Origin of the sequence: Streptomyces cyaneus (assembly GCF_004028635.1) — a bacterium.
GTDB lineage: Bacteria > Actinomycetota > Actinomycetes > Streptomycetales > Streptomycetaceae > Streptomyces > Streptomyces cyaneus.
Window position 1 is genome coordinate 127,684 of record NZ_RQJW01000005.1, and the last position, 19,147, is coordinate 146,830.

Below are 19,147 nucleotides of genomic sequence, written 5' to 3' on the forward strand. Positions count from 1 at the left end.
TCGTGCTGATCACTTCGCACGACGCCCCAGGTCGCACGGAGGCTCGGCCTCCGGATCAGGCGGTCTCACAGCGGGTGCCGCATCCACACGTTGGGCTCGACATAGACCGCGTAGTCCCGCTCCGGCTCGCATCGCACCGGCACCAGCGCGCCGGGCACCTCGATGTCGCCCGCGGTGTCGAAGGGCAGGCCGGTCCAGCGGCGCCACTGCTCCAGCGAGCCGGCGACGGTCATGGAGGCCGGGGCGACGGAGTCGATGGTGGCGCCGGCGCGGGCGTGGACGCGCAGCCACGGGTCGTGGGGCAGGCCGTCGGGGCGTACGCGACGGGCGTACTCCTCGATGGGGGTGTGCGGTTCGAGGTGCTTGGCGTTGGGGCGGACCGGGGCGACGACCTCGTGGAAGCCGTGGGACCGGGCGTTGTCGCGCATCGCGGAGAGCATCCGGGCGGACAGGCCGCTGCCCTGGGCGTGCGGGGCGATGACGACGGAGATGGCGCTGACCGTGTCGGGACGGATGCCGCTGCGCAGGTCGGCGAAGGCCCACACCAGCACCTCGTCCCAGCCTCGGGCGGGCAGCCGGCGCCGGCCCTCGGCGGCGAGGGCGAACGGCACGCTGTAGGCGTGGGCGACGACCTCGCCCCGCTCGTCCTCGGCGAACAGCACGTACTGGGGGAGTTCGCGCGGGATCCGGCCGTAGTGGGCGTTGCCCACGAGGTCCTGGACCGTGAACTCCGGCCAGGTGTCCGCCATTTCGACGACCCGATCGAGCATCTCGGGGCGTTCGGCGAGGCTCGATATCTTCAGCTCCATGCCCGCCACCGTAGGCGCGGGGCGGCCGCACCGGAAAGCCGATTTCGCCCCACCGCCTCTCCGTCGCGCGCCTGGTCACCCCCCGCACTGGCCCAGCATCATCTCCTTGTCGGCGGTCGTCACCGGAAGTTCGTACTTCAGCGACACCTGGGCGAAGCGCACCGCGTACGAGCAGCGGATCTGCCTGTTCGGGGGCAGCCAGGAAGCGGGGCCGGAGTCGCCCTTGGAGCCGTTGGTGGGGCCGTCGACCGGTATGAGGTTGAGGGGATCGTTGGCGATGTCCTGGCGTTTGCCCTTGGGCCAGCGGGAGGCGCCCATCTGCCAGTCGTAGGACAGCGGCATGACGTGGTCGATCTGCACCTTCGTCGCGTGGGACTTGGCCCACTCGATCGTCCGGCCCGTGTACGGGTCGTGCAGGGTCATGGAGGTCACCACGCAGTCCGAGCCGGAGCGGAAACGGATGTCCTCGCCGTCGCGTTGCAGGAGGTCGTTGCGGGTGTCGCAGCCGTTGCGCGCGAACGGGATACCACCCGGGGCCGAGTCCATCCACGCATAGCCGAACTCGTCCCGGTCATAACCCGTCTTGGGGCCGCGGCCCTTCGTCGCCACCTTCTCGATCAGGGCGCGCGCCTCGGCCCGGTCGGCGTCCGAGGTGAGGGGCGCGAGCCCCGGCTTCGTGCCGTCGGGGTTGTCCAGTGGGCTCACGGCACGGCCGGAACCCGTGGCCGGGACGGAGCCGGTGGGCTCGCCGTCCACGGGCAGGTCGACGTTCTCGCACCCTGCCAGTACCAGCACCATGCCGAGCATCGCCGCGGCGCTCGCCGCCCCGCCCCTCAGACGCATCACGATGCGCCCCTCCCTTTGTCGCCCGCTCCGCCCCGCACAGGCGGTTTTCCCTGGTACCCCGTCGGGCACACGGTAGCGGCCCGGCGCACCGCGGCATTCAAGAGGTCCAGACCACAACGGGCTCAAGCGCGCATACCTCACAACCCGGGCGTATCGTCGGTGGTGAGTCACTCCGGAAGGAGCTCTGGATGGGCATCTTCGACAGGTTCAAGAACCGCCACGCGCAGGACAAGGCCAGGAACATGTCCGACGCCGCGGAACAGAAGGTCAACGAGAAGACGGGCAACAAGTACGAGAGCCAGACCGACGACGCACAGCAGCGGATGGAACGCGAACTCGGCATGGACCGCGACAGGCCCGATCGGCCGTAGGGACCGGAGCCCCGAGGAGGACCGCGGAGGACCATGGAGGACCACGAAGGACCACTTGGCCCGAGAACGGAGGCCGTCCGCGGAGACCCATTTCCCGCGGGCGGCTTCGCGCTGCCGCGGCGCTTGACCTCAAGTCCGGTTGAGGTCGCAGGGTGTTCCGCATGACCACCGAAACCGCGGACATCAACGCCCCCGAAGGCGCCGACAGCAACGCCACCGAAGCCGCCGACAGCAAGGCCGTCAAGGCCCTCGACGCCGTCCGAGAGGCCGACCGCAAGGCCATCGAGCAGGTCGTCGCCACCGTCGAACGCACCCAGCGCGCCAAGGACGCCGAAGGCTTCCTCGCCCTCTTCCACCCCGACGCCCTGTGGACGACCGCCCACGGCAAGGTCCTCATCGGCTTCGACGCGATCGCCGAGTTCACCCGTGCCGTGCTGCCCGCCGCGACCTGGGACGGCGAGGTCACCTACGAGGTGGTGCACACGCAGTTCCTGCGCCCCGACGTGGCGGCCGTCAAGGTCCGGCAGGTCTACCACTCACCGAACGGCGACACCGAGGGCGCCCCGCTGTACGTCATGACCAGGCAGGACGACGGCAGATGGCTGCTGCACGCCTGCCAGAACACCGAGGTGCGGGCCGCCTGAGACGACCCGCCTTGGTCACGACCCCAGAATCGACGCCAGGAACTCCCCGGTCCACCCCAGCAACTCCCGCCCGACGAGCGGCTTCCCGCCCACCTTCGCGGTCTTCGGACGCGGCACCAGCAGCTGATGCACCGCCGGCTTGATGACGGTGCCCGGGTACAGGCGCTTGACCCTGAGCTCCTGGGACTCCCGCAACTCCACGGGCGCGAATCGGATGTTGTTGCCCTGCAGGACGATCTCGCCGACGCCGCACGCGCGTGCCAGCATGCGCAGGCCCGCCACCAGCAGGAGGTTCTCGACCGGTTCCGGCAACTTGCCGTAGCGGTCGACGAGTTCCTCGCGTACGGCCTTGATGTCCTCCTCCGTGTTGGCGGAGGCGATGGAACGGTAGGCCTGCAAGCGGAGCCGCTCGCCGGGCGCGTAGTCGTGCGGGACGTGGGCGTCGACGGGGAGCTCGATCTTGACCTCGAGCGGCGGCTCCTCCTCGACGCCGCCCTCCAGGGACGCCCGGTAGTCCGCGACCGCCTCGCCGACCATACGCACGTACAGGTCGAAGCCGACGCCCGCGATGTGGCCGGACTGCTCACCGCCCAGCAGATTGCCGGCGCCCCGGATCTCCAGGTCCTTCATGGCGACGTACATGCCCGCACCCATCTCCGTGTGCTGGGCGATGGTCGCGAGCCGCTCGTGGGCCGTCTCCGTCAGCGGCTTCTCCGGCGGGTACAGGAAGTACGCGTACCCGCGCTCGCGCCCACGCCCCACTCGGCCGCGCAGCTGGTGCAGCTGGGACAGACCGAAGTTGTCGCCGCGCTCCACGATCAGGGTGTTGGCGTTGGAGATGTCGATGCCGGACTCGACGATCGTCGTCGAGACCAGCACGTCGAACTTCTTCTCCCAGAAGTCGACGACGACCTGTTCCAGCGACTGCTCCGACATCTGGCCGTGCGCCGTCGCGATACGCGCCTCGGGGACGATCTCGCGCAGCCGCGCGGCCGCCCTGTCGATCGACTCGACCCGGTTGTGGATGTAGAAGACCTGGCCCTCGCGCAGCAGTTCGCGGCGGATCGCGGCGCCGATCTGCTTCTCCTCGTACGGGCCGACGAAGGTCAGGACCGGGTGGCGCTCCTCGGGCGGGGTGGTGATCGTGGACATCTCGCGGATGCCCGTGACCGCCATCTCCAGGGTCCTCGGGATCGGGGTCGCGGACATCGTCAGTACGTCGACGTTCGCGCGCAGCTTCTTCAGCTGCTCCTTGTGCTCGACGCCGAAGCGCTGTTCCTCGTCGACGATGACCAGGCCCAGGTCCTTGAACTTGGTCTCCGACGAGAACAGGCGGTGGGTGCCGATGACGATGTCCACCGAGCCGTCCTTCAGGCCCTCCAGGGTCGCCTTCGCCTCGGTGTCGGTCTGGAAGCGGGACAGGGGCCGGGTGTTCACCGGGAACTGCGAGTAGCGCTCGGAGAAGGTGCCGAAGTGCTGCTGCACCAGGAGAGTCGTGGGGACCAGGACGGCCACCTGCTTGCCGTCCTGGACCGCCTTGAAGGCCGCCCGGACCGCGATCTCCGTCTTGCCGTAGCCGACGTCGCCGCAGATCAGGCGGTCCATCGGGACCGACTTCTCCATGTCCTCCTTGACCTCTGCGATGGTCGTCAGCTGGTCGGGGGTCTCCGCGTACGGGAAGGCGTCCTCCAGCTCGCGCTGCCAGGGCGTGTCCGGGCCGAAGGTGTGCCCGGGGGCCGCCATGCGCGCGCTGTACAGCTTGATCAGGTCGGCCGCGATCTCCTTGACGGCCTTCTTCGCGCGTGCCTTGGTCTTCGTCCAGTCGGCGCCGCCCAGGCGGTGCAGGGTGGGGGCCTCGCCACCGACGTACTTGGTGATCTGCTCCAGCTGGTCGGTGGGGATGTACAGGCGGTCGCCGGGCTGGCCGCGCTTGGCGGGGGCGTACTCGACGACGAGGTACTCGCGCGTGGCGCCCTGGACGGTGCGCTGCACCATCTCGATGTAGCGGCCGACGCCGTGCTGCTCGTGGACGATGTAGTCGCCCGCTTCCAGGGTGAGCGGGTCGATGGTCTTGCGGCGGCGGGCCGGCATGCGGGCGCCGTCCTTGCCGGCCGCCTTCTGCCCGGACAGGTCGGTCTCGGTCAGGACGGCCAGCTGGAGCACGGGGTCGACGAAGCCGTAGTCGATCGAGCCGCAGGCGACATGGACGATCGACGGGGCGATCTCCCCGAGGTCGGTCTCCAGGCGGGCCGCCACGCCCTCGCCGCCGAGCACCTCGACCGTGCGGGCCGCCGGGCCGTGGGCCTCGGTCACGAAGACCGTGCGCCAGCCGTCGGCGAGCCAGCCCTTGGTGTCGGCGAGGGCCTTCGCGGTGTCGCCGCGGTAGGACTCGGGGGCGTGCATGCCGAGCTTGAGGGTGTCCGCGTCGAGCGTCTCGTCGGCCGCGAACGGCGACACCGACCACCACATCATCTCCAGCTCGCGCGCCCGGTCGCGGACATCGGCGATGGACCACAGGGAGGCCGCGCCGATGTCGATGGGCGCCTCGCCGCCGCCGGCCGTGGCGGCCCAGGACGCCTGCAGGAACTCCTGCGACGTCGCCACGAGATCGGCGGCACGCGTGCGTACCCGCTCCGGGTCGCATACGACGGCCATGGCGCCCTTGGGCAGGACGTCGAGCAGCAGCTCCATGTCGTCGACGAGGACGGGGGCGAGGGACTCCATGCCCTCGACCGCGATGCCCTCGGCGATCTTGCCGAGCAGTTCGCCGAGCTCGGGGTGCTGTTCGGCGAGGGCACGCGCGCGTGCGCGTACGTCGTCGGTGAGGAGGAGTTCGCGGCAGGGCGGGGCCCACAGGCCGTGCTCGGCGACTTCGAGGGAGCGCTGGTCGGCGACCTTGAAGTAGCGGATCTCCTCGACGTCGTCGCCCCAGAACTCGATGCGCAGGGGGTGCTCTTCGGTGGGCGGGAAGACGTCCAGGATGCCGCCTCGTACGGCGAACTCGCCGCGCTTCTCGACGAGCTCCACGCGTGCGTACGCGGCGGCGGCGAGGGCTTCGACGATCTCGTTGAGGTCGGCGGTCTGTCCCGTGCGCAGGGCGACCGGTTCCAGGTCGCCGAGGCCCTTGACCTGGGGCTGGAGGACCGAGCGGATGGGGGCTACGACGACGGAGACCGGGCCCGTCTCGGGGTCGTCGGGGCGGGGGTGGGCCAGGCGGCGCAGGACCGCGAGGCGGCGGCCGACGGTGTCGCTGCGGGGGCTGAGGCGCTCGTGCGGGAGGGTCTCCCAGGACGGGTACTCCGCGACGCCCTCCGGGGGGAGGAGGGAGCGCAGGGCTGCCGCCAGGTCTTCGGCCTCCCGGCCCGTCGCCGTCACCGCCAGGAGCGGGCGGTCCGTCTCGCGGGCCAGGGCGGCGATCGCGAACGGGCGGGCCGCCGGGGGGCCGACCAGGTCGACGTGCATGCGGTTGCCGTCTGCGGCGGCCGTGATCGCTTCCGCGAGGGCGGTGTCCTTGACTACGGCGTCGAGCAGACCGTGCAGGCTCATTCGGGGGCGCTTTCGTCCGGGGTGGGCAACACGAAGGGCCCGACGCGTGTGACGGGCCGGGGGCTTCCAGCGTACGTCGCTGCGGGGGCGGGTGCCGGGGGCTGTGGATAACGTCCGTTCTCTGTCACTCCGGCGTGGCTGCGGGGGTCGGGCGTTTCTCGCCCCCGCCGCCCCTACCCGTCCCGTCCTTGAAGGGGCTCCGCCCCTTCCACCCCGCCAGGGGGCTCCGCCCCCTGGACCCCCATCGGCCTGAACGGCCTCGTCCTCAAACGCCGGACGGGCTGACATTGCCTGGACCGGCACCAAGAAGTGACCGCCGCCGCAGTGAGGCAGAGCCCCCCGCGGGTGGGTCGGGCTCGCAATGTGCGGGTGGGCAAAGGGCCCCGACCCCGTACCGCGTAAGGTCCCTCCATGCCCACCCCCGCCACCTCCGCGACGCCGAAGACGTCCTCGGACCCCCACATACCGGACCCCGCCACGCCCTCCGGCGGGCAGGCGCAGCCCGATCCCGGGCGGCGTGAACCCTGGCTGCTCGCTGCCGCGCTCTTCGTGGGCTATGCGATCGTGTCCGTCGGTCGTTACCGGCATCTGGGGCAGCGGTCGTGGGATCTCGGGATCTTCGAGCAGGTCATCCGGTCGTACGCGCATCTTCAGGCGCCGATCGCCGATCTCAAGGGGCCCGGCTTCAACATCCTGGGCGATCACTTCAGCCCGGTGACGGCCCTGCTCGCGCCGCTCTACCGGGTGTTTCCTTCCCCGGTCACCCTGCTCGTCGCGCAGGCCGCGTTGTTCGCCCTGTCCGCCGTCCCCGTCACCCGTGCCGCGGCCCGGCTGCTCGGGCGGCGGCGTGGGCTTGCGATCGGGGTGGCGTACGGGCTGTCGTGGGGGCTTCAGCAGGCCGTCGACTTCGACTTCCATGAGATCTGCTTCGCCGTACCGCTCATCGCCTTCAGTCTGGAGGCGATGCTCGCGAAGCGCTGGCGGGCCGCGCTGCTCTGGGCGATTCCGCTCGTCCTGGTGAAGGAGGACCTGGGGTTCACCCTCACCGCCATCGCCCTGGTCGTCGCCTGGCGGGCTCGGCAAGGCTCCCCGCTCGCGTCCCGGTACGCGATCGGCGTCGCCGTCTTCGGCGTGGTGGCCGTCGCCGCCACCCTGCTGCTGGTCATACCGAGCTTCAACTCCGCCGGCACCTACGACTACTGGAACAAGGTGAGCAAGTCGTCGGGCGGCGGCGGGCCCTTCGACGGCCTCGACACCAAACTCCGTACGCTCTGCTGGCTCCTCATCCCCACCACCGGACTGCTCGCCCTGCGGTCCCCGCTCCTCCTCGTCGCCCTGCCCACCATCGGCTGGCGTTTCGTCTCCTCCTACCCGCAGTACTGGGGGACGGACTGGCACTACAACGCCGTCCTGATGCCCATCGTCGTCCTCGCCCTCGTCGACGCCCTCGACACCTCCCGGCACAGCACGCGCGCGTGGCTGCGGTCGTACGTCCATCACCTGCCCGCCGCCGTCGCGGCCGCCTCACTCGCGCTGACCACCTCGCTGCCGCTCGCCGCGCTGACCGAGAGCGAGATCTATCGCAAGCCCGCGCGCGTGACGGCCATCGAACGGCTCCTCGCCCAGGTGCCCGACAACGCCTCCGTCGAGGCGAACATCGCTCCGATCAGCCGGCTCACCTCGCGCTGCCGGGTCTTCTGGGTCAGCAACACACGCGGCATCAACCCCGACTTCATCGCCCTGGACAACTCCCGCAAGCGCTACCGCGATGTCGAGGCCTACGCCCACGCCCTGCACCCGCGCGCCCAGTACGCCATCAAGGGCACCGCCTACGGCGTCGTACTCCTGGAGCGACGGACCGGGTGAGCGGGTGAGCGGGTGAGCGGGTGAGCGGGTAGGCGGCCTCCTACACAGTGCCGGGCCCGGTCCGGGAGGTGGTGTCTCCTCCCGGACCGGGCCCGTCCTCCGCAACCCCCGTGTGCGGTGGCTCTTGGCCGGCTACTCGGTCGCGATCGCGTTCAGTACGTTCATCCGGCCCGCCCTGAACGCCGGCACCAGCGCCGCGAACAGGCCCACGAAGGCCGAGCCGATGAAGACCCCGATGATCGTCGGCCACGGGATGTCGAGGACGTTCAGACCCTCCAGAGCCAGGAGCTTCTGGGCCGTCGCGCCCCAGCCCATCCCGAGCCCGAGGCCCAGCAGGGCGCCGAACAGGGCGATCACCACCGACTCCATGCGGATCATGCGGCGCAGCTGGCGGCGGGAGAGGCCGATGGCGCGCATCAGGCCGATCTCGCGGGTGCGTTCCACCACCGACAGGGCCAGGGTGTTCACCACGCCCAGGACCGCCACGATGATCGCCAGGGCGAGCAGGCCGTAGATCATGTTCAGGAGCTGGCCCATCTGGTCCTTGAGCTCCTGCTTGTAGTCGGTCTGGTCGCGGACCGGGTACTGCGGGTAGTCGTGCAGCGACTTCTTCAGGGCCGCGTAGGCAGCTTCCTCCTGGCCGTCCTTCGCCTTGCCGAGCAGCATGTCGCTCTGCGGGATCCGGTCGGCGGGGAGGTACTTCTGCAGCGTCTCGATGCTGATGTAGCGCGCGCCCTGGTCGAAGGAGGTGTCGTCGTCCGTGATGGCCGCGACCTTCAGCTTCGCCCTCTCGCCGCCCTTGAAGGCGACGGTGACGGTGTCGCCGACGTGCACGCCGTGGTCGGCGGCGTATTCGGAGCCGACCGACATGGCGTCCTTGCCGTAGGCCGCGGTCAGGGTGCCCTCCGTGGTCGTACGGCGCAGGTCCTCGGCGTACGTCGGGTCGGCGGCCGTGAGCCCGGTGTCGTCGGTCTTGCCGTCCGGCGAGGTCAGCGTGGCGCGGACCTCCTTGGAGCGGGTGACGTGCTCCAGGCCCGGCGTCTGCTGCATCGCCTTCTCGGCCTTCTCCACGATCTTCTGCTGCCCGCTCATGACGATGAAGTCCGCGCCGACCGACTTGTCGAGTTCGCTCGTCGCCGAGGCGACCATCGAGGAGCCGACCACCGACAGGCACGCCACCAGGGCGAGGCCGATCATCAGGGCGGCGCCCGTGGCACCGGTGCGGCGCGGGTTGCGCAGGGCGTTGCGCTCGGCCATGCGGCCGACGGGCCCGAAGGCGCGCAGCAGCACGGCGCTGATCACCCGGACCACCCCGCCCGCGAGCAGCGGACCGATGACCACGAAGCCGATCAGGGTCAGCACCACGCCGCCGCCCAGCATCAGCGCACCGTCGCTCGCCTTGTCGGCGGTGGCGGCCGCGTAGAGGGCAAAGGTGCCCGCGCCCGTCAGGACCAGCCCGACCAGAGCGCGTATCCAGCCGGCCTTGCCGTCGGCCGGCGTACCGGCGTCGCGCAGGGCGGCCATCGGGGAGACCTTGCCGGCGCGGCGGGCGGGGAGGTAGGCGGCGAGGACCGTGACCACGACGCCCAGGAGCAGGCCGACGACCGGGGTCGTGACCTTCACCGTCAGGTCGTCGGTGGAGAGGTTCATGCCGGCCATCGACATGAGCTTCATCAGGCCGACGGCGATGCCGACACCGGCGCCCACGCCCAGCACCGATCCGACGACGCCGAGCAGCAACGCCTCCACCAGCACAGACCGGTTGACCTGGCGGCGGGAGGAGCCGATGGCCCGCATGAGGCCGATCTCGCGGGTGCGCTGGGCGACCAGCATCGAGAAGGTGTTGATGATCAGGAAGATGCCGACCAGGAAGGCGATCCCGGCGAAGCCGAGCATGGCGTACTTGATGACGTTCATGAACGCGCCGACGTCCTTGCGGTTCTCGTCGGCGGTCTCCTTGGCCGTCTGGATCTTGTACGCGCCGTCCATGGCCTGCGCGATGTCCTGCTTGAGCCGCGCGTCGCTCACGCCGTCGGCCGCCGTGACGGAGACCTGCGTGAAGCGGCCGGTGCTGCCGAGCAGGGTGCGCTGGGCGGTGGCGGTGTCGAAGTAGACGACGGCCGCGCCCGGGTTGGTCACCTTCCAGGAGGCGATGCCGACGATGCGCGCGCGGATGTCGCCGGTGGCGGCGATGGTGCGCAGCTCGTCGCCCAGCTTCAGGTCGTGCTTGTCGGCGGTGTCCGCGTCGACCATGACCTCGGTGGGCCCGCGCGGGGCGTGCCCGGAGGTGATCTCCATGGACTTCAGGTCGCTCTGGGTCCAGTTGCCGGCGAAGGTGGGCGCGCCGGTGGAGGAACCCATGTTCTTGTTCTCGGAGTTGACGACGGTCACGCTCGTCGAGCCGACCGCGCCCTCCGCCTTCTTGACCCCGTCGACGGCCGCGACCTGCTCGACGGCCGACGCGGGCAGCGAGCTGGGCCGTCCCGTACCGCCGCCGTCGTCCTCGTCCTTGGCTTCCTTGGGGCTGACGGTGACATCGGAGGAGGTGACGGCGAAGAGCTTGTCGAAGGTGGTGTTCATCGTGTCGGTGAAGACGAGAGTCCCTGAGACAAAGGCCACCGACAGCAGCACGGCCACGGCCGACAGCGCCATACGCCCCTTGTGCGCGAAGAAGTTGCGCATCGAGGTCTTCACGACGGTCATGACGTACGCCCCCGGGCGTCGAAGTCCTTCATGCGGTCCAGGACGGCGTCGGCGGTCGGCTTGTACATCTCGTCGACGATGCGTCCGTCGGCGAGGTACAGCACCCGGTCCGCGTACGAGGCGGCGACCGGGTCGTGCGTGACCATCACGATGGTCTGCCCGAGTTCGTCGACCGACCTGCGCAGGAAGCCCAGGACTTCGGCACCGGCCCGGGAGTCGAGGTTGCCGGTCGGCTCGTCACCGAAGATGATCTCCGGCCGCGCGGCCAGGGCCCGGGCGACGGCGACACGCTGCTGCTGACCGCCGGAGAGCTGGGTCGGCCGGTGCTTCAGTCGGTCGGAAAGTCCCACTGTGTCGACCACGCGCGCGAGCCACTGCTTGTCCGGCTTACGGCCCGCTATGTCCATGGGCAGCGTGATGTTCTCAAGTGCGTTGAGCGTCGGCAGCAGGTTGAAGGCCTGGAAGATGAAGCCGATCCGGTCCCGGCGCAGCTGGGTGAGCTTCTTGTCCTTCAGCCCGGTGATCTCGGTGTCGTCGAGGTAGATCTGCCCACTGGTGACGGTGTCGAGCCCGGCGAGGCAGTGCATCAAGGTGGACTTGCCGGACCCTGACGGTCCCATGATCGCGGTGAACTGCCCACGCGCGATGTCCACATCGACATGGTCGAGGGCGACGACGCGGGTCTCCCCCGACCCGTACGCCTTGACGACCTGCCGCGCCCGCGCGGCAACGGCCGTACGCCCTCCAGTGCCCCCGTGCCTGGGAATGGTTACAGCCGATGTCACGGTATGTCTCCTAAGTCGGTCAATAGATGGACGCAGATCGGTACGTGGGTGAATCACGAAGCCTGGGTACGAGAGTCAGTCTCGTGGCGGGGACGGGCCCGGCGCGCTGGTGCCCGGCCCCGTCTTGTACGGGGGTAAACCCCACCCCCGCCGGTTCGGTCGGCCGCCCCCCCAGCGGCGTAAAGCCAGATTAAGGACCGCCCCCGCCGCGTCTCGTCCTCCGGCGGTACCAACCCTCCCCGAGACCTAGTACGGAGGTACCCCTAGGGGCAGTCCACCCTCCGGTGGAGGAGGCCTCGGGGTCGTCTCCGCCCTCGGACGCATCCAGGCTCCACCCTCCCGCGACGTCAGGGTCAAGTGGGAAGCTGTTCGCCGGTATATAGGTGCAAGGGGAATGCATTAGGAGAGGAGCCCGGTGGGCAGTACGAGACCCGCGATACGCGACACCGCACAGCGCACCGGAACCGACAAGCGCGCAGCCGTGGTCGCGGCCCTGATGCTCGCGATGGCGCTGGCCGCGCTCGACGCCACCATCGTCTCCACGGCCGTACCGCAGATCGTCGGCGACCTCGGCGGCTTCTCGGTCTTCTCCTGGCTCTTCTCCGGCTACCTGCTGGCCGTGACCGTGACCCTCCCGGTGTACGGCAAGCTCTCCGACACCTTCGGCCGCAAGCCGGTGCTGATCGCGGGCGCGGCGCTGTTCCTGCTGGGGTCGCTGCTGTGTGCGGTGGCCTGGAACATGGCGGCGCTGATCGCGTTCCGGATCGTGCAGGGGCTGGGCGGCGGGGCCCTTCAGGGGACGGTGCAGACACTGGCCGCGGATCTGTACCCGCTGAAGGAACGCCCGAAGATCCAGTCCAAGTTGTCCACGGTGTGGGCGGTGTCGGCGGTGGCCGGACCGGGGGTGGGCGGGGTCTTGGCGGCGTACGCGGACTGGCGCTGGATCTTCCTGATCAACCTGCCGATCGGGGCGGTGGCGTTGTGGCTGATCGTGCGGTACCTGCACGAACCTGAGCGCGAAGCGACGGGTACGCGCGCGCGTGTCGACTGGGCGGGCGCGTTGGCGGTGTTCGCGTGCGGGGGTGTGCTGCTGACGGCGCTGGTGCAGGGCGGGGTGGCGTGGCCGTGGCTGTCGGGACCGTCGATCGCCTTGTTCGGTACGGGACTTGCGCTGGTGGCGGTCGTGGTGCTGGTGGAACGCCGGGCGGCCGAGCCGATCATCCCGGGCTGGGTGTGGCGGCGCAGGACGATCGCAGCGGTGAACTTGGCGCTGGGCGCGCTGGGCTTGCTGATGGTGGCGCCGGCGGTCTTCCTCCCCACCTACGCCCAGTCGGTCCTCGGCCTGGCCCCGGTGGCGGCCGGATTCGTGCTGTCCGTCTGGACGTTGAGCTGGCCGGTGTCGGCGGCGCTCAGTCAGCACGTGTATCGCAGGATCGGCTTCCGCAACACGGCGATGCTGGGGATCGGGTCGGCGTCGCTGATCCTGCTGGCGTTCCCGTTCCTGCCCTATCCCGGTCAGGCGTGGCAGCCGACGCTGCTGATGCTGCTGCTCGGGGCTGCGCTGGGCCTGTTCCAACTGCCGCTGATCGTGGGCGTGCAGTCGACGGTGGGGTGGTCGGAGCGGGGTACGGCGACGGCGTCCGTCCTCTTCTGCCGTCAGACGGGCCAGACGGTGGGCGCGGCCCTCTTCGGCGCGGTGGCGAACGGCGTACTGGCGTCCCGGCTCGGCGGCGCGGGCGACCTGGACTCGGTGACGCGGGCGCTGGATTCCGGCGGCACGGCACCGGAGGCGACCAGGCGGGCCATCGCCGACGCGGTGCACGCCGTATACCTGGGCGCGTCGTGCGCGGCGGCGCTGGCCTTCCTGGTGCTGTTGCTGCTGGCGCCGAGGCGGTTCCCGGTTCTCAAGGAAGACGCCCTCGATGAAGACGTCCTCAAGGAAGAGGTCCTCGAAGAAGACGTCCTCAAGGAAGACGGACGCTGACCTCGGGGTTGGCCGGTGACGGCCCGTCGAGCAGCGGCTGCGCAACGCCCTTCAGGTGCAGGTCGAAGAAGGCGGCGACGTACGCGCGCGTGAGGGCCGACGAACGCTCGTAGGGAAGCGGTGCGATGTCCGGGATGCCGACCAACTCCGCGAGCAGCGGTACGTCGGTGAAGGACCCGTGGTCGGTCCCGGCGACGGTCAGCCAGCGCTTCCAGCCGTCCAGGTGGGCCCAGGCCTCGTCCCAGGTCGTGTCGAGCGGCGGCCTGTTCTCGGCCCCCACCATCAGGAAGGGGCGGCCGTCGAGACCGGTGTCGGGCACCGGGACGAAGAAGGTGCCGTCCATGTTCACGCCGGCCCGCACGCGCGCGTCGGCGGCCATCGTCGTGGCGGCGGCGTTGCCGCCGATGGAGTGCCCGGCCATGCCGATCCGCTTCGCGTCGATCACGCGCGCGTACCGCCACGCCGGGTGGCGCCCGGTCAGCCGGTCGAGCACGAAGGAGACGTCCTGGGCCCTGCTCTCGGCGACGGTCGAGCCGCCGATCGAGGAGAACTCGTCGCAGATGGCGCAGGGCAGGGTCTGTCCGTCGGGCAGGGTCGTACCGGCGTTCTCGTACGGGTGGTCGACCAGGGCTACGACGTACCCGCGGCTGGCGAGGTCCTCGGCGAGGCCGGTGAGGGTCGCACGCGGGAGCGTGAACCCGGGCGAGAGCACGACGAGCGGGAACCTGGCGGGCGCCGGGCGCGCGTCGGTGTGCGCCCAGGTACGGACGCCGCTGATCGCCTCGGGCGGGATCGTGGCGTCCGGGGCCCTCAACTCCAGTAGGTGGCGGGCCTCTTCGGTGGTCATGTAGGGCGCCGTCGGGCCGCCCGTGCCGGGGCGCGCGGGGTAGTACATGGACACCATCAGCTGACGGGGGCCGGCTGACGGTACCCAGGGGTCAGGTCGGTCGGCGTCGACGAGGTGGAGGGTGCTGCGGCCGACGGTGTGCGGGCCGGTGGGGCGGGGCAGTCGGGCCGGGTCGGCGACCGGGGAAGCGTCGGACACGGGGGTGGCGGAGGCGGCGGAGGCGGAGGCGGACCCAGCGCTGACGACCGGCAGGGTGAGGGCCGGCCCGAGCGTGAGCACCGCGGATGCCGCGACCGCTAAGAAGCGTGATCTGTTCATGCGGAAGACGGTAGGTCGCGCCCCGCTGACCTGGCGTCATCCCGCAGGCCCCCCTTCCCGATAACCCCGTGCTACCATGGAGGTACGCACCTACGCTGTCCGTCATGCTGACCCTGGAGCGCCTACGCGCCGACCACGCGGACGCCGTGCTCGCCTTCGAGCGCGAGAACCGGGAGTACTTCGCGCGTACGGTGCCGGACCGCGGGGACGCGTACTTCAGCGCCGCCGGGTTCGCCGCCAGGCACGAGGCGTTGCTGGCCGAACAGGAGGCCGGGGTCTGCCACTTCCACCTCGTGCTGGACGACGAGGGTCGCCTCATCGGCCGCGTGAACCTGATGGATGCGGTCGACGGTTCCGCCGAGTTGGGGTACCGGATCGGCGAGCGAGCGGCGGGCAAGGGCGTCGCCACGGCGGCGGTTGCGGAGGTGTGCCAGGTGGCCGGTACGGCCTACGGGCTGACGGCCCTGGTCGCGGTCACTCACCTGGACAACCTGGCGTCCCGGGCCGTCCTGGAGCGGAACTCCTTCGCCGTCGTGGAAGACGTCGTTGTGGGCGGTCGGCCCGCGGTCCGCTATCGGCGCACGCATCTCGGGCACTGACGGGGCGGGAAGCGGCTCGCGAGGTCGGACTGGGTTGCTCCACGCCAACGCCGTGACAACGGTCTCCGCACGGAGGCGAGTTGCACGGGTGGCGATCGAGGACAATCCGGTTCGTCAAGGTTGCTCCTCCTCGGAGAAGTCGCGCACGTCGGCGAGCAGGCTGGTGTCGACCGGAGGGAGAGCCTGACGCTGGGCCACCTCCACGATCGTCTGCGCGATGGCCCAGGCAACACGTCGGTACTGCGACCACTGCCCGGACTCGCGCAGGCCCCGCAGACCACCCACTGCGGCAAGTTCGCTGTCGAGTGTCGGTGACATGTACTGCACTTCCCTGACCTCTCGCGGCAGTTGTGTGGGGTCGGCGGGCTCCCAGAGCACAGGCACCGTCGCGATCACCCCGCCCAGGGATTGACGCCACCTGAAGACCGACCACTCCCTGCGGCACCACGCGCTCTCGAAGTACGAGGGCGAGAACAACGGCACAAAGACTCGTGCCTCGGCCAGGGCAGCGTATGTCTCCTCCTGCCAGCGTGCACCCTTGGTCAGGCTGGCAGCCATGAAGCCGGGACTCTCTCCGGCGAAATCCGTCATCTCCATGACGTGTCGGCTCAAAAGGTGGAAGAAGTCCTCTTCCGGATTGCCATGTGTCTTACCTGAAGCCGGATATGCCGCACGGTTGTAGCTCAGGAAGAACAGCGGCCCTTCCCGAGGCGCCTCGGACGGCATCGCCTCCGGTTCGCGCTCACGAACGTGCGAGACCCTCCCCGTGGACAGCGCGATCCGGTCGATGAGTCCAGGACTGACGGGCCACGCCACGCCCTTCGCGGAATGCAGGTGACACAGTCTTCCGTTCGCGTCAGTAACCACCGCACCCGGGGGAGGAACCAGAGCCTCCGAGGAGGCAAGGCTCAGCTTGATTTTGGGTGTCCGCGAGCCTTCCACGGGCTCCTCGTACCACGCTGCGGCGAAGGCGCTTTCGCCAGAGGGGGCAAGAGGGACTGCGGGAAGACCGGCCTCTTCCAGCTCGATGCTGACTAGCCTCGGTGTTTCAGGTACCACAGATGCGCGGACGACTCGGAACTCCACACCGTCCGGTCCTCGGACCTGGAGTACTCCTGGGCTCGGGCTGAATCCGGCGGCGAGCACGACGTCCGGTCTCACCGCGACGCCAGTACCCACGAAGCGACCCTCCTGGCTGATGCTGACGAGAGAGGACAGGAACTCGCGTGTGTCCAGACGACCGACCAGAAGCCCCTCGACAAAGGGGGCGATCGGCACGCGTCGCTCCGTGAAATTCGAAATTACCGCCGCCAGTATTCCTGGGTTCGTCCCCATGAGCTCCACGACATCGGCCAGTTCGGCGACCTCGTGCCACACCTCTCCGCGATACGGAGCGAGCGCCTCCCGAACGAATTCCACAGCCGCTTCACGGCTCAGGTCGCTCAGTGTCACCGTCTCGTACGGCTCTTCCCACCATCGCGTCCCCTCAGAGAGGGTGACCAACAAGCTGCCGGAGTGCGGCGGCGGCAACCAGGTGGGCCACGGATCCGAATCATCCTCGTCGGTCAAGAAGGTTTCCGAAGTGACGCCGTCGTAGATCAGCAGCCAGCCCGGATTGTCACTCAGATAGGCGAAGAGGCGGTCCAGGCGTTCCCACTGCGTGTTCTCAGGAAGCGTGATGCCGAGGTCGTCCGCAAGGGCGGCAAGGTCCTCCCGCAGGATGTCAGGCTTGTGGGCGCGGATCCAGCGGACCATCGTGAACGTGTCGGCAGACGCCTGGGCACATTCGATGGCCAGCGCGGTCTTGCCCACGCCGCGAGCTCCAACGATCATGCATTGTGTCCACATCGGCAGCAGCCCCCGCGCGACAGCGTCGCGGTTACTCCCGGCTATCGACCGCAGGACACTCGACGCCTCTTCTTCCCTGCGGACGTAGAACTTCGGTCCTGGAGGTATCCGACTCGGCACCCTCTCACCGGTCCGAGCCACCCCGATGTTCCCGCCGGCCACGACGCTGCCCTCTCGCCGCGCCTCACCCACTTCCGGTTCCAGCGCCCCCTTCCTGCGCCACCACGAGAACAGCCCCCGCCTCCGCCTCCGCTCCTCCCCCTGCTCCGGCACCGATTCCGTCGGCGCAGCGCCCCTCCCCCGCCCCCGCGTCAGCCTCTCCACAACCTCCGCGTGATCCCCGCCGACCCCGGCGACCACGGCCAGCGCGACCTCCGCGAACGCCCGGCTGCCCTCCGGCAGTTCGCGTCCGTCCAGCCCGCCGCGCTCCCCCACGGCAGCCAGCAGCGCCCCGAAGTCGGTCACCCCGCCGAACGTCGCCGCCACCCGCTCGCTCACGCCGTCGACGACCTGTTCAAGGACCCGCAGCGACTCCGTACGGGTCAGCCGGTCCAGCAGCGCATCCCGTACACCGTCCCGGAAGTCGTAGAGCACGCTGTCCGGATCCTCACCCGGTACGGAGGCCGGCGTACGGCGTACGAGGAGCCCGGAGAGGAAGATCTCGGCGAGATGCATCGGCGTCGACGCCGGGAGCATGGTGCGCTGGACCAGTCTCATCACCGGCAGACTCAGCGGTGCGGCGGCCAGCAGCCGCAGCAACTTGAACGCCTCCGGCGAGTAGCCCTCCTCGAAGCGCTCGATCCACTCCCCCGGTGTGCTCGCCCCCGCCCCCGCGCCCGGCAGCGTCGGCCGTTTCACCATCGTCAGCGCGGCGGCCCGCAACGGCACCCAGTCCGTCGTACGGCCGGACACGAGCCGCGCCCACGGGCTCAGCCAGTCACCGGACACCTCCAGCACCGGCAGCCAGTGGATCCGCGCCCGGTCCTCCGCCCCCGCACGCCCGCGGGCAATGCCCGGCAACGGCCCCGACGACCGCACCTCGATCGTCGCCCGGTCGGTCTCCGTGCCACGCGCCCGCACCGCAGACGTACGCAGCGCCGTACGGTGCCACAGCCGTCCGGGCAGCACCTGGAGCGCGGCGACGGGGCGTCGTACGGACCAGTCGGCCAGCGCCGCAGGCAGCTCCGTGCCGTACCAGGACGGGCCCACCCCGTCTGTCAGGACCAGGACCGCGCGCCGCCCGGCCGGGTCCGTCAAGGCCTGCCGCCAGCGCCGTACCGGCGACGCCGCCTGCGCGCCGCTGCGTCGGAACGGCGCCAGCGTCGGTTCCGGACCGTCGGTCTGAAGCGCCCACGCCCGCACGTCGGCGAAGGCACCGTGCCGGGCGAGCAGGGTCCGCAGCTCATCGGCGAGGCGGTGCCAGACCTTCATCGTCGTGCCCGTGTCGATCAACAGGTCGACGGAGAACCGGCGTTCAGGGGCGGGGCGCAGGATCGGCAGGAGCAGCCCGGTATCGCCCGAGGCTGCCGCCGTGGCCTCCACGTCGAGGGTGCGGGCGCGAGTCGAGGGCACCGTCTGGCGCAGGGGGCGCAGGGCTCGGGTCAGGGCGAGGGCATCGGGGAGGGCCTGGGGTTGGGCGACGCGGATGGCGTGTGCGCCGCCGGGGCCGGCGGACGCTGTGCCGTCGGTGCCGCCTGGAAGGTGGAGGCGGGCCGACGGAGACTCGGGGCCGGTGTCAGGGGTGGAGTCGTCGTCCTGCGGTGGGGGCGCGACCGGGGCGGCCGGGGGCGGGGGCTGCGTCGGGTCCGTCCCGTTGCCGAGCAGCGACCAGTCGACCGGGTCGAGGCCGCTGAGCCGGGCGATCCACAGCACGTCGAGGGCATCGTCGACGTCCGGCGCGCCTCCCGCGTCCAGGAGGCGGGCCAGTTCCTCCCGCAGGACGTCGTCGGGCACGGAACCGGGCCCGGCCGCGGCTCCCCCG

The 19,147-nt window shown here is 70.4% G+C and carries 12 protein-coding genes; 5 read left to right on the top strand and 7 right to left on the bottom strand.

The features are described from left to right. Positions 1 to 65: 65 nt before the first annotated feature. Entirely contained in the window at positions 66 to 809 is a 744-nt protein-coding gene (locus tag EHO50_RS19130) for a GNAT family N-acetyltransferase (RefSeq protein ID WP_181449656.1), read from the bottom strand. A gap of 75 nt (positions 810 to 884) precedes the next feature. Beyond that, entirely contained in the window at positions 885 to 1,652 is a 768-nt protein-coding gene (locus EHO50_RS19135; protein ID WP_128432459.1) for an HNH endonuclease family protein, read from the bottom strand. Positions 1,653 to 1,843: 191 nt separating this feature from the next. Between EHO50_RS19135 and EHO50_RS19140 the strand changes: the two genes are divergently transcribed. Beyond that, the gene (locus tag EHO50_RS19140) at positions 1,844 to 2,026 is read left to right on the top strand and encodes an Rv0909 family putative TA system antitoxin (protein WP_128431400.1); all 183 of its coding nucleotides are present in this window, start codon (positions 1,844 to 1,846) and stop codon (positions 2,024 to 2,026) included. A 161-nt stretch (positions 2,027 to 2,187) separates the two neighbouring features. Further along, positions 2,188 to 2,670, top strand: coding sequence for an SgcJ/EcaC family oxidoreductase (locus EHO50_RS19145; RefSeq protein ID WP_246101240.1), 483 nt, complete (start codon positions 2,188 to 2,190; stop codon positions 2,668 to 2,670). A gap of 15 nt (positions 2,671 to 2,685) precedes the next feature. On the opposite strand, the gene mfd is transcribed toward EHO50_RS19145, so the two are convergent. After that, positions 2,686 to 6,216 carry a transcription-repair coupling factor gene (gene mfd / locus EHO50_RS19150; RefSeq protein ID WP_128431401.1) on the bottom strand — a complete coding sequence of 1,177 codons (3,531 nt, stop codon included), beginning with the start codon at positions 6,214 to 6,216 and terminating at the stop codon, positions 2,686 to 2,688. 411 nt (positions 6,217 to 6,627) lie between these two features. On the opposite strand from mfd, the gene EHO50_RS19155 reads away from it, so the two are divergent. Next, positions 6,628 to 8,082 carry a DUF2079 domain-containing protein gene (locus tag EHO50_RS19155; protein ID WP_128431402.1) on the top strand — a complete coding sequence of 485 codons (1,455 nt, stop codon included), beginning with the start codon at positions 6,628 to 6,630 and terminating at the stop codon, positions 8,080 to 8,082. 132 nt (positions 8,083 to 8,214) lie between these two features. On the opposite strand, the gene EHO50_RS19160 is transcribed toward EHO50_RS19155, so the two are convergent. Both EHO50_RS19160 and EHO50_RS19165 read right to left on the bottom strand, forming a co-directional pair. Continuing rightward, complete coding sequence (locus EHO50_RS19160; protein ID WP_128431403.1) at positions 8,215 to 10,785, bottom strand: ABC transporter permease; 2,571 nt, start codon at positions 10,783 to 10,785, stop codon at positions 8,215 to 8,217. After that, on the bottom strand, positions 10,782 to 11,570 hold the full coding sequence (locus EHO50_RS19165) for an ABC transporter ATP-binding protein (protein WP_128431404.1): 789 nt from the start codon (positions 11,568 to 11,570) through the stop codon (positions 10,782 to 10,784). Before EHO50_RS19165 ends, EHO50_RS19160 begins: the two co-directional genes overlap by 4 nt. 415 nt (positions 11,571 to 11,985) lie before the next feature. On the opposite strand from EHO50_RS19165, the gene EHO50_RS19170 reads away from it, so the two are divergent. Beyond that, positions 11,986 to 13,554 (top strand): MFS transporter, encoded by a 1,569-nt coding sequence (locus EHO50_RS19170; RefSeq protein ID WP_128431405.1) that lies wholly within the window; start codon positions 11,986 to 11,988, stop codon positions 13,552 to 13,554. Here the strand turns inward: EHO50_RS19170 and EHO50_RS19175 are convergent. Next, positions 13,535 to 14,719 carry an alpha/beta hydrolase family protein gene (locus tag EHO50_RS19175; protein WP_128431406.1) on the bottom strand — a complete coding sequence of 395 codons (1,185 nt, stop codon included), beginning with the start codon at positions 14,717 to 14,719 and terminating at the stop codon, positions 13,535 to 13,537. The genes EHO50_RS19170 and EHO50_RS19175 overlap by 20 nt on opposite strands. Positions 14,720 to 14,823: 104 nt before the next feature. On the opposite strand from EHO50_RS19175, the gene EHO50_RS19180 reads away from it, so the two are divergent. After that, positions 14,824 to 15,318 (top strand): GNAT family N-acetyltransferase, encoded by a 495-nt coding sequence (locus EHO50_RS19180; RefSeq protein WP_128431407.1) that lies wholly within the window; start codon positions 14,824 to 14,826, stop codon positions 15,316 to 15,318. 114 nt (positions 15,319 to 15,432) lie between these two features. On the opposite strand, the gene EHO50_RS19185 is transcribed toward EHO50_RS19180, so the two are convergent. After that, positions 15,433 to 19,119 carry a TIR-like protein FxsC gene (locus EHO50_RS19185; RefSeq protein WP_128431408.1) on the bottom strand — a complete coding sequence of 1,229 codons (3,687 nt, stop codon included), beginning with the start codon at positions 19,117 to 19,119 and terminating at the stop codon, positions 15,433 to 15,435. Positions 19,120 to 19,147: the final 28 nt, after the last annotated feature.